We start from the raw sequence: 10,927 nt of genomic DNA, 5'->3' as shown, positions 1-10,927 counted from the left end.
ACCGATGAAATATCTATTCCCACATTTGGCCGGGATGAACCCGTTAAAATGCCTTCGGTGAACATCAACCCCGACTATAATCCCTTTGAACAGGAAAGAACACGGCCTTCCCAGACACATCGATCCACATCGGTCTCTTCCAACTGGGAATCCCTGTACAAAGGTTTTGAGTCATCACGTGACAAGCAATGGACCGATGATGAGCCTGAAACAATGATTCTTCCATCGAAACAGAACGGCGAAGATGAGGATGAGCAACAAATGAACCCTTCGGGTGCCTCATCCGGAAAAAATGAAACCGGAACACTTTATTTTCAAATCAAATACAAATACATCATTACCTCCGTAAAGTCGGGTATCATAATTATAGACCAACGCAGAGCACATGAACGTATATTATTTGAAGATTTTTTGAAGAACATTCAGGCAGGGGTCTCTGTTTCACAACAGTCACTTTTTCCGGAAGAAATCTCCTTTAATGAAGAAGATGCCATTTTGCTCAGAAACATACATGACGACCTGAGAATTCTTGGCTTTGAGTTACAGGAAAAAAACGAGCGTACTTTTGCGGTCACCGGGCAACCCTCGTTCATCAGAAACATAAATGCATCCAGTCTTATTGATGCCATTTTAGAGGCATTCAAAAGTGGGGAAGTAGATCCGGAAAATGAGATAAAAGAACAACTGGCAACCATAATGGCGCAAAACGCCTGTATGCGGCCGGGAGAAATTTTGACACAAGCCGAAATGGCCGAATTGATCAATAAATTGTTTCTTTGCTCGGCACCGAATTTTACACCCGGCGGAAAAACAGTTTTCTCCATTCTGGATAATGAAGAACTGGAAAAGCGATTTCGTTGAAGACGATACGTTGACATTATGTTTGAGCATGGCATCGATCTTGCATCTGCAAGACATTTTATTAATAATTAGAAAGAAAACATGAGTATAGGAGCATCCCCATTTCGCGGTTTACCCCCGGTTGTTAAGAACCTAATCATTATCAACGCCTTATTTTATGTGGCGAGTCTGGTGCTTTTCGGCACATTTGGTTTACGAATAGAGCAATATTTGGGGTTACATTTACCCACTGCCGAATCGTTCAATCCATTTCAGTTGATTACTTACATGTTCTTGCATGCCTACTTTTCACCTTCCGAAGGTATCATCTTTTTCCATCTGTTTTTCAATATGTTTGCCCTGTTTATGTTCGGTCGCATGTTGGAAACAGTCTGGGGCCCCAAGAGGTTTCTCCTCTACTATTTTGTAACAGGAATTGGAGCAGCTCTTGTGCACATTCTTACCCAGTATATTGAAGTGACACCGGTTCTTGAGGCCATCACACAGGATATCAACAATGCCTCCCCTGAGGCACTTAAATCGTTCCTGAACCAGGCGCTTCCGGCAGGTGTGAACAACGAGTTCTCCCGGATGGTAAACGATAATCCTGAAAATTTACATGCCATAGCAAGAGAGTTCATGGTAAGATATCGGAACCTCTATCTTGACAGTTTTGTAACAGTCGGAGCTTCGGGTTCAGTGTTCGGGATATTACTGGCTTTCGGGATGTTATTCCCCAACACCCAACTGATGTTGCTCTTCCCGCCCATCCCCATCAAAGCCAAATATTTTGTCATCATATACGGAGTCATTGAGTTATTTATGGGTGTCAGAAACTTTGCGATGGACAACGTAGCCCACTGGGCACACCTTGGAGGAATGCTCTTCGGTTTCATTCTCATAAAATACTGGAAAAATAAAGGATTTTATTATTAATTTGCAGTATGAGCATTTGGACAGAAATAAAAGAATCGTTTCATCAGGGATCCACCCTGACCAAACTTATTTACATAAATGCAGGTGTATTTGTGATCATTAAGTTGTTGCAACTTGTGTTGTTGCTCACCGGTCTCGACATGGCCTACTCAATCATTCTAATCGACTGGCTATCTGTTCCTTCCGACCCACTTCTGTTGCTTATTCGGCCATGGACACTCATCACCTACATGTTTCTGCATTACGATTTTTTCCATGTATTGTTCAACCTTTTATATCTCTGGTGGTTTGGCCGCTTGTTCGTTCAGCTGGTAGATACCCGAAAATTATTAACCATTTATATTTGGGGTGGCCTGGCCGGTGCACTGCTTTTCATCCTTTCTTTCAATTATTTGCCTGCTTTTCATCCACAGGGTGGGTTTTCTTCTCTACTGGGAGCCTCGGCTTCTGTTATGGCCATTTTGTTTGCCGTTGCACGCATCCGTCCAAATTTCAGTGTTTATCTTTTCCTGATTGGGCCGGTAAAACTTAAATACCTGGCTCTGGGAGCTTTCATTATTGACCTGATAAGCATTCCCAATATGGCCAACACCGGCGGTCATCTGGCACACATCGGTGGAGCGCTCATGGGACTCTACTATGGATGGAAACTATCAGAAAGAAAAATTTCTGGTGATTTTTTCGACAAAATTGCTGCAAGATCAGGTGGCCTATTCAGGCGAAAATCAAAACTCAGAGTTACACACAGTCGCCCAATGACTGACATGGAATACAACACCATGAAAGTAAGGCGACAAAAAGAACTGGACAGAATTTTGGAAAAAATTAAACAAAGCGGATACGATAGCCTTACAAAGGAAGAAAAACAAATGCTATTCAACGCCAGCCAGGAAAACAATTAAACTTTGAGAATTTGAAACGCCTATTCCGCTCCATATCATTAATAGTTACCCTGGTACTTGCTTTTGGATTAATCGCATCCATGGCCGTAATTTATGTCAGCCCGGTAAGGATTCACGTAATAACATTCCTCGGCTTTTTGTTTCCCGCCCTGTGGCTCATAAATCTGCTGATTCTTTTTGTCCATATATTCCGTAAAAGCCCGAGACTCATCATTCCCCTGCTGGTTCTTGCGCTCAGCTGGAATCAATGGAACAATGTTTTTCAGTTGACAGGAGAAAAAGCCCCCGAACAACTGAACACCCCTGTTAAGGTAATGTCGTACAACACCCGAATGTTTGACTATTACGAATGGTCAGGACAAACAGAAACTCCGGAGGGCATCTATCAGTTTATTCGCGAGGAAAATCCGGACATCATCTGCTTTCAGGAATATTTTACCTCCAATAGAAAGGAGGGGTATCACCCAAATCAAACCAAAGCGCGCTTCAGAGCACTGGGATATAATCATATTGAATACCGTTTCGACAACGGCAGAGGCACCGGATATGGCATTGCCACTTTTTCCAAATTCCCCATTGTAAAAAAAGGTTCCCTTCCATTCAGTGACAGTAAAAATATGTCCATTTTTACCGATATTAATGTGAAAGGAAAAATAGTGCGAATTTTCAATAACCATTTGGAATCCATTGGCTTCAAAGAAAATGACTTCAATGTGATTGACAGTTTAAAATTTGAGATGGATGCACAGCAGCGTCAGGGTATAAAACAGATCGTCAAAAAAATGTCGCGTGCTTTTCGACAAAGGTCTTCACAGGCTGAAATCCTTGCCCGTCACATCGGGAATTCACCTTATCCGGTTGTTGTCTGCGGGGACTTTAACGATACTCCCATATCATATGTTTATCGGACCATGCGCGGCGATCTGAAAGATGCCTTCCGCGAGTCAGGCTCCGGTTTTGGAGGCACCTACAACGGAAGACTGCCATCATTGCGAATTGATTATATCTTTCACGCCCCCTCATTTCAGTCATACGATTTCAAGCGGCACGACATAGAATTTTCGGACCATTATCCCGTTTCTACTTTAATTGACCTGGCCCCAAAAAAGGAAAATAACGAATAACCATGAGACAATACAAGGAACTATTGCAACGAGTACTCGACGAAGGTGTCAGAAAAGAAGACCGGACGGGTACAGGAACCGTTAGTGTTTTCGGTCATCAGATGCGATTTGACTTACAAAACGGATTTCCTTTACTGACCACAAAAAAAATTCATCTAAAATCCATCATTCATGAACTCTTATGGTTTGTCAAAGGAAGCACCAATGTAAAATACCTGCAAGAAAACGGTGTTCGAATCTGGAACGAGTGGGCAAAAGAAGATGGTGAACTGGGGCCCATTTACGGCTATCAGTGGCGCTCCTGGCCCGACGGAAAAGGAGGTCACATTGACCAGCTTAAGCAGGTAATTGAGTCGATTCAGAAAAACCCCAATTCCCGCCGACATATAGTAAGTGCCTGGAATGTGGGCCAATTAAACGACATGCAATTGCCTCCCTGCCATATTTTATTCCAGTTTTACGTGGCTGATGGGAAACTGAGTTGTCAACTCTATCAACGCAGCGCAGATATTTTCCTGGGTGTACCATTTAACATCGCATCTTATGCACTTCTGACGTTGATGATGGCGCAAGTCACTAATCTGGAGCCGGGCGACTTTGTCCACACCCTGGGTGACGCCCACATCTATCTCAATCACCTTGAGCAGGTTAAGCTACAGCTCACCCGCTCGCCACGACATCTGCCCACTATGAACATCAATGCTGACGTAAAAGACATAAATGATTTTAAATATGATGATTTTAAACTGAGTGACTACGATCCTCACCCCCACATCAAAGGACAGATTTCCGTTTAACACACAAAAAATAGATTCAGCATAATGCAGATATCATTTATCGTAGCAGCCGACGAAAACAACGGAATAGGAATTAACGGTGACCAGCCTGCTTTTATCAGTGCCGACCTTAAGCGTTTTAAAACCCTCACCACCGGCAATACTATCCTGATGGGACGAAAAACGTTTGAAGCCCTTCCCAAGGGTGCGTTGCCCAATCGAAGGAACATAATTCTTTCTAGGCACATTGATTTTTCACCTCCGGGTTGCGAAGTTATCTCAACGCCTGAAAAACTGGAAACAATATGTACTCCGGAAGAAATGGTCTATGTCATTGGAGGAGGAGAAATTTACAATCTGTTTTTTCCCAAGGCTCAGCGGATACTGCTTACATTAATCCACCACCAATTCGAAGCTGTGGATACCTGGTTCCCAGAAATTTCCCCTGAAAAATGGGAAATAGAAAGTCAGGACGGCCCTTTTGAAGACCCAAAAAACGGGCTTCACTATTCGTACATCAACTATACCCGGAAATAAAGACCTTAGGGATTGTGCCGAAATAACTTGCCGCTTTAAACTTGTTCTTTTGCCCTTTAGCTTCCTTGAAAACCCATTAAATAGCTCGCTATTCGCAGTATTTTCAAGTCGGCAAAGAACAAAATAACTTCGTAAAATCTGTCAATTTATTTCATTACAAACCCTTAGTCGTATGGCTGAAAGCGGGCAGCAACATGAGCGTACCTAACCTTCTCCTCAAAAACTCCTGAAAATTCCATAAATGCAGGCAGTCCGGTGCAGTGACAAAGGCCATATCGGTCGACGTCAATGTTTTTGAAAGCTTATACTGTTTTTGTGATTCGTCCTTTTGAAGCCCCTTTCAAATGGGTTCCTCCCAGAACAAGTTTAATTTTTTGCATCCCGGTAAGCTCTATTGCCGACCGACAGATATTACAAATTCCACGATGCGCACAACCGGCAAAAACAACCAGCCCTGCCGGGTGATCAAAAACCATGAACAACTCATCCTCGAAAAGATCGGCGACCAACTCTTCGCCCTGCTTCACCATCATGGATTGCGACGATTGTTCAAAACCAAAATAATTCCCGATTTTTGGTACAATTTTCAACCCCGGAGCAATTTCCACGACTTCCGAAACCAGCTTAAAACGATTACTGTATCGATTCGCAACCTCCGGATCCAGTCCGATAAAGCGGGGTGTACCGGTACTTTTAGACATTTTCTCATCAAAAGCTTTGGGTTTCAGCCAAACCGGAGCGTAATCATTCAACACAAAAAAAGCAGGCAGTCCGCCCGTATGATCATAATGTCCGTGACTGATAACTACCGCATCTATTGCCGACAAATCAACATTCAGTTTTTTGGCATTATGCACAAGCAAATCGCTTTGCCCGGTATCGAAAAGAATCTGTTTTCCTCCGGTTCGCACCACAAAGGAAAGTCCGTGTTCTCCCATGGTTCCCTGCTGATAAGCAAGGTTTTCAACCAGCGTAATAATATCTATTTTGGGAAATTCCATTTTTTAAATTGTTAAAATAGAAGCAAAGCAATTTATAAAAATAACAAAACCAGTGTAACCTTTTCTAACTTTAAGGATATTTAAGGGCGAATAATAAAACTCAAAAAATGGATTGGCTATCCGATGAAGACATAATGCTGGAAGTAAAGCAGGGCAATACCGATTTGCTGGCACACCTGTTTAAGCGCCATCACAAGCACTTATTCAACTTCTTTTTGCACACCGGTGTAGAATACCATAAAAGTGAGGATTACATGCAACAGGTATTCTATCGCATCCTGAAATACCGTAGGAGCTACCAGGAAGGTGCAAACTTTAAAAAATGGATGTTTACCATTGCCCGCAACATCATGCGACGCCACTTTGACAAACAAAAACGACAACCAGAACAGGAACTCCCGTTGAGTCTTTTTAATAAAACCGACAACAGCTCAGAAGAGACAGAAAACGAAGAGAGAATCAGGGCATTATATAAGGCTCTGGAACGGATTCCGCTCCCGGATCGCGAACTCATCAGCCTCAGCAGATTTCAGGGAATGAAATACGAAGACATTGCGGAGATAACCGGAACCTCTGTGGGAGCAATCAAAGTAAAAATGCACCGGGCCATAAAAAAACTGAGAGAGCAATACTTTCAAAAAAAAACGGCTTAACTGCCTTAAGAGTTCCATCGGACCAATAAACCAGAAAACTTTAAACTGATGAAATGCAACAATGATAAAATAAAGGAATTGCTAACCGCTTATCTGGACAATAATCTTCCACTGGAACAACATGAGCTGGTAGAGCAACATCTGAGCGGATGCAGTGATTGCCTTCAGGAACTTCAGGTAATAAAAAACATGGAGGAAACCCTTGATAAAACACCTCTGGTAGATGCTCCATCTGGCTCTGAAGAAAAGTTTATTCAGATGCTTAAAAAGGAAAAGAAACCTGATGGTCGGGCCGTCACCATTACATTGAACTTTTCGTGGCGCAAAGTTGCAGCTGCGGCCATCATCTTCATTGCCGGAGTTACCTCAGGACTGATAATTCAGGGGAGACCGACCGGAAGCGATGCATCTATCGCGAGCCTGGAAAGCCAGGTTGCCCAGATGCGACAGGTACTGATGACAGCACTTATCACAAATGATTCGCCAAGCGACAGGCTAAAAGCAGTACATTATGCTGAGCAAATTCCCCAACCATCGTCGCAGGTAACCGATATATTGGTCAATACACTAAATAACGATCCCAGTGTGAATGTACGTCTGGCTGCAGCCACCGCACTTCAGCAATTTGCTGTTCACCGGGAAATTAGAACCGCTCTTGCCCAATCGCTTCAGCAGCAAACTGACCCAATGCTTCAGATTGTTCTGATAAAGATGCTGGTTCAAATGCATGAACAAAGCGTTGTTCCTACACTTCAGAACTTCTCCACCAACAAGGAAACACACGAGATGGTGAAAAAAGAAGCTGAAGAAGCACTCACTGTATTTCTTTAAAACATCCCGGCCGGATAGATTTTTTTAACAACAAAAATAAAATGAAATGAAAACTATAATAATTGCATTCATAACAGTTTGGATACTATCCCAAACGGGCCAGGCACAAACACATTATGAGAAAGAAATTCCGGACGTTAAAAAAGTGCTCATTGAGAAGATACCCGGGAAACTCATCATCAAACAAAGCCCCGACAATGTTTTCAGGATAGAGACTGATAAGCAACCCGAAATTGTGGAAGATGAACGCGCTAAAGGACTTAGCCCCGTTTCAGGGAATTATGACAATACCGGATTAGGACTGGCTCTGATCCAGTCGGGGTCGAATGTTACCATTTCGGGGCCAAATCAATTCAACAATGATGGAGATTATACCCTCTTTATCCCGGGGGAGGTAGCGGTATCGGTAGATCTTGCCAATCCCTTTTCCGGAAAGATGGTGGAAATCACCGGGTTAAATAACCCCCTGGAAGTAAAGACAATAGGTGGGCAGATAAAATTTACTGACATCTCTGGTCCGGCAATTTTTCACTCCATCAGCGGTGATATTGAAGGTACCTTCTCAACGCTAAGCCAAAAAGCCCCCTCATCCATCACTTGTGTCAGCGGACTTATCGACATTGCCTTACCCGGCAACACTCCTGCAGAACTCAGTATGATGTCTGTTTCAGGGAAAATATATTCAGACTTTAATATTGAAAGAGAAGCGTCGGGGAAAAATCAGGATTCAAGAGCTAAAAATCTTTCGGAGATTACCGGAATCGGCCAAAAAACCAATGGTAAAATCAATGGTGGAGGCACAAAGCTGATTCTACAAAGTATCAGCGGAAATATTTACATCAGGAACAAATAACTATAAAAAAAAAGTCATGCGTAAAATATTATTTATATTTCTGATAATCATTCCATCCATTGCAAGCAAAGGGCAACTGGTAATTAACAAGAACCTGGAATGGAGTGACGGCAAAGAAGTTCAAATAGACCTGGCCATCCTTGATTCTGCAAAAATCGAGACATGGAACGAAAATTATATTGCTTTGGAAATCTTCGTTGACATCAACAACAACAAGAACAACGACTGGTACCATCTGGAAACAAATGATAGCCGAAATCTCATTCTCGTTAAAAGTTCATTTGCTAAGAAGAAAAACTTCAATGCCGACATTTTTGCCAACATAAAACTGCCAAAAAATTGTCCGCTGACATTTGAAACCATCCATGGAAATATCCAACTCACAGGACACGAAGCACCATTCAGCATCAACACCATAAGCGGATTTATTGACATCACGCTGAATGCGGAGGAATCGTTCAATTTTCATATTGAATCTATTGCTGGAAAGGTCTATACCGACCTTCCACTTGAGCAGGAAAAGACCGATACTCCTTTGGTCGGAACCGACATGGAAGCCTCAATTAACGGAGGAAAGAAGGCGGTGAACCTAAAAACAATCAGCGGAAATATTTATATCCGGAAAGAAATTTAAACAAAGAAAAAACCCGGAAAGGATGAATGCCTTTCCGGGTTTCAATATTCTACGACAAATATTTGTATCGCTTGATGCTCTTTTTGGGTGTTTTTTCGAACTCTTCGGGGAAGAGCACAATTTTAGAAATATTCATAAAAGCGGGAAGTTCTTGATTCACCTCTTTCTTAATATTTTGTAATATTCGCTCAATATCCTCATCTCCCAGATTTTGAGCGTCCACTGCTTCGTAATCAGGATAGATCAGGGCTTCAATTTTCCCATCATCCTCCCTCACCAGACATTCCTGGACATATTCCTTGTTATTGATAACAGCCTCTATCTCTTCAGGATAAATATTCTGACCTGATGCACCCAGTATCATATTTTTACTACGTCCTTTGATATAGATAAAATTTTCTTTATCAATAACGCCCAGGTCACCTGTGTGCAACCAGCCGTCAGCATCAATCATCTCATCGGTGGCCTGCTTGTTTTTATAGTAGCCCACCATGTTGTTGTCTCCTCTCACCATTATTTCTCCCACCATGTTGTAAGGATCTTCCGAATCAATTCTCACCTCCATCCGATGCACTATCCTACCCGCCGAATGGGGCTGCGTTTCATTCCAGGGAGCATAACTAATCAGGGGCCCACATTCAGTCATTCCGTAACCAATGGTAAGGGGAAATTCTATTTTTCTAAGAAACAGCTCCACATCCTTGTTCAGAGCTGCGCCACCAACAATCATTTCACGAAATTCGCCACCAAACACATCCACCAAACGACTCTTGATTTTACCATAAACCACCTTATTCAAAATCGGCACCTTGAGCAAGGTCTTTATTGAACCTTTTTCCAGCTTGGGTAGAATCTGCTTCTTAAAAATCTTCTCAAGAATCAGGGGAACAGATAAAATCAGATGGGGCTTTACTTTTCGGAAAGCCTCGGTAATAATGGCCGGTGAAGGAGTTCTGGACAGGAAGGTAATATGACATCCTTCGGTAAAAGGCCACAAAAACTCAAAAAGACACCCGTAGGCATGTGCCAGAGGGAGGAAAGAGACCATCCGCTCACCGGGAACCACATCAAAGGTATCGCGGGCGTATTGCACATTAGACCAAATACTCCGGTGAGGCAACAATACCCCTTTGGAAAAACCGGAAGTACCGGAAGTATATGACAAAACCATCAAATCTTCGGCCTTTGGCTCAAAAAACTTAATTTTGCTCACGTTAAATTTATCCCCAAGATCCTTCACCTCTTTACGGGCTTTTTCCACTGCTTTCTGCACCTTTCCCTGACTATCCACCAACACCGAGAAATCATTCACCGAAATAATGCCTTTCAAACCCGGCATCTTGGTTTCATCAATCTTCTCAAAAATATTATCAGTAACAAAAAGCAGTACCGAGCCGGAATGATTTACAATGTGATTGATATCAGATGGACTAAAATCGGGCAGAATGGGAACCACCACTGCGCCATAAGTAACTGCCCCCATATAAGAAAGTGCCCAGTTGGTGGAATTCCGGCCAATCAAAGCTACTTTATCGCCTTCTTTAATTCCCAGGGCCTTATAGACCCTGTGACAGCGATAAAGATACTTTCCAACTTCACGGAAGGTGATCGTATCACCCTTAAAGTCACTAAAAGCGGGCATTTCTGAATAGTTCTCCAGAGCCGACTTCACTAACCCGATGTAACCGTTTTGTTCCATTTTTTTGTTGTTTTGGTTTATACCTGCAAATAGCAGGCAATCACTGTTTGGGTGACTGGGTTCATTTGTTTTTTCGACAAAAAGTCAAAAAAAAGGAAAAACAAAAGTTCAACTTTTTTTTAAATCTGCCAAACTCTCCTG

General features: G+C 42.5%; 11 protein-coding genes and 1 pseudogene. 10 read left to right on the top strand and 2 right to left on the bottom strand.

Translation table 11 applies throughout. The features are described 5' to 3' along the window. From QZZ43_RS12070 to QZZ43_RS12045, 6 genes and pseudogenes are all read left to right on the top strand, one after another. Positions 1-861, top strand: a pseudogene (locus QZZ43_RS12070) (DNA mismatch repair protein MutL); the annotation flags it as partial. A gap of 81 nt (positions 862-942) precedes the next feature. After that, positions 943-1,776 carry a rhomboid family intramembrane serine protease gene (locus tag QZZ43_RS12065; protein ID WP_291859583.1) on the top strand — a complete coding sequence of 278 codons (834 nt, stop codon included), beginning with the start codon at positions 943-945 and terminating at the stop codon, positions 1,774-1,776. Between the two features lie 8 nt (positions 1,777-1,784). Next, positions 1,785-2,678 (top strand): rhomboid family intramembrane serine protease, encoded by an 894-nt coding sequence (locus QZZ43_RS12060; protein ID WP_291859581.1) that lies wholly within the window; start codon positions 1,785-1,787, stop codon positions 2,676-2,678. An 11-nt stretch (positions 2,679-2,689) separates the two neighbouring features. Further along, positions 2,690-3,802: an endonuclease/exonuclease/phosphatase family protein gene (locus tag QZZ43_RS12055; RefSeq protein ID WP_291859579.1), complete on the top strand. Its 1,113-nt coding sequence runs from the start codon at positions 2,690-2,692 to the stop codon at positions 3,800-3,802. A 2-nt stretch (positions 3,803-3,804) separates the two neighbouring features. Next, positions 3,805-4,599, top strand: coding sequence for a thymidylate synthase (locus QZZ43_RS12050; protein WP_291859576.1), 795 nt, complete (start codon positions 3,805-3,807; stop codon positions 4,597-4,599). A 24-nt stretch (positions 4,600-4,623) separates the two neighbouring features. Beyond that, on the top strand, positions 4,624-5,115 hold the full coding sequence (locus tag QZZ43_RS12045) for a dihydrofolate reductase (protein ID WP_291859574.1): 492 nt from the start codon (positions 4,624-4,626) through the stop codon (positions 5,113-5,115). Positions 5,116-5,417: 302 nt separating this feature from the next. On the opposite strand, the gene QZZ43_RS12040 is transcribed toward QZZ43_RS12045, so the two are convergent. Further along, positions 5,418-6,116 carry an MBL fold metallo-hydrolase gene (locus QZZ43_RS12040; protein ID WP_291859572.1) on the bottom strand — a complete coding sequence of 233 codons (699 nt, stop codon included), beginning with the start codon at positions 6,114-6,116 and terminating at the stop codon, positions 5,418-5,420. Between the two features lie 107 nt (positions 6,117-6,223). Here QZZ43_RS12040 and QZZ43_RS12035 point away from each other — a divergent pair, with 107 nt between their 5' ends. The 4 genes from QZZ43_RS12035 to QZZ43_RS12020 are packed head-to-tail and all read left to right on the top strand — an operon-like array spanning position 6,224 to position 9,087. Beyond that, entirely contained in the window at positions 6,224-6,769 is a 546-nt protein-coding gene (locus tag QZZ43_RS12035; protein WP_291859569.1) for an RNA polymerase sigma factor, read from the top strand. Between the two features lie 48 nt (positions 6,770-6,817). Further along, positions 6,818-7,600 carry a zf-HC2 domain-containing protein gene (locus QZZ43_RS12030; protein WP_291859566.1) on the top strand — a complete coding sequence of 261 codons (783 nt, stop codon included), beginning with the start codon at positions 6,818-6,820 and terminating at the stop codon, positions 7,598-7,600. A 46-nt stretch (positions 7,601-7,646) separates the two neighbouring features. Beyond that, positions 7,647-8,453 carry a hypothetical protein gene (locus QZZ43_RS12025; RefSeq protein ID WP_291859563.1) on the top strand — a complete coding sequence of 269 codons (807 nt, stop codon included), beginning with the start codon at positions 7,647-7,649 and terminating at the stop codon, positions 8,451-8,453. Positions 8,454-8,469: 16 nt separating this feature from the next. Continuing rightward, on the top strand, positions 8,470-9,087 hold the full coding sequence (locus QZZ43_RS12020; protein ID WP_291859560.1) for a DUF4097 family beta strand repeat-containing protein: 618 nt from the start codon (positions 8,470-8,472) through the stop codon (positions 9,085-9,087). Between the two features lie 49 nt (positions 9,088-9,136). On the opposite strand, the gene QZZ43_RS12015 is transcribed toward QZZ43_RS12020, so the two are convergent. Next, on the bottom strand, positions 9,137-10,786 hold the full coding sequence (locus tag QZZ43_RS12015) for an AMP-binding protein (protein ID WP_291859558.1): 1,650 nt from the start codon (positions 10,784-10,786) through the stop codon (positions 9,137-9,139). Between the last annotated feature and the right edge of the window lie 141 nt (positions 10,787-10,927).

It is taken from the genome of Marinilabilia sp., from assembly GCF_016278715.1.
Lineage (GTDB): Bacteria > Bacteroidota > Bacteroidia > Bacteroidales > Marinilabiliaceae > Marinilabilia.
Note: the sequence above shows the minus strand (reverse complement) of the source record. Positions and strands in the feature narration are given on the sequence as shown.

Coding starts and splice junctions, on each gene's coding strand:
- QZZ43_RS12025 (WP_291859563.1), top strand. CDS start 7,647: ATGAAAACTATAATAATTGCATTCATAACAGTTTGGATACTATCCCAA.
- QZZ43_RS12065 (WP_291859583.1), top strand. CDS start 943: ATGAGTATAGGAGCATCCCCATTTCGCGGTTTACCCCCGGTTGTTAAG.
- QZZ43_RS12015 (WP_291859558.1), bottom strand. CDS start 10,786: ATGGAACAAAACGGTTACATCGGGTTAGTGAAGTCGGCTCTGGAGAAC.
- QZZ43_RS12030 (WP_291859566.1), top strand. CDS start 6,818: ATGAAATGCAACAATGATAAAATAAAGGAATTGCTAACCGCTTATCTG.
- QZZ43_RS12050 (WP_291859576.1), top strand. CDS start 3,805: ATGAGACAATACAAGGAACTATTGCAACGAGTACTCGACGAAGGTGTC.
- QZZ43_RS12035 (WP_291859569.1), top strand. CDS start 6,224: ATGGATTGGCTATCCGATGAAGACATAATGCTGGAAGTAAAGCAGGGC.
- QZZ43_RS12060 (WP_291859581.1), top strand. CDS start 1,785: ATGAGCATTTGGACAGAAATAAAAGAATCGTTTCATCAGGGATCCACC.
- QZZ43_RS12020 (WP_291859560.1), top strand. CDS start 8,470: ATGCGTAAAATATTATTTATATTTCTGATAATCATTCCATCCATTGCA.
- QZZ43_RS12045 (WP_291859574.1), top strand. CDS start 4,624: ATGCAGATATCATTTATCGTAGCAGCCGACGAAAACAACGGAATAGGA.
- QZZ43_RS12040 (WP_291859572.1), bottom strand. CDS start 6,116: ATGGAATTTCCCAAAATAGATATTATTACGCTGGTTGAAAACCTTGCT.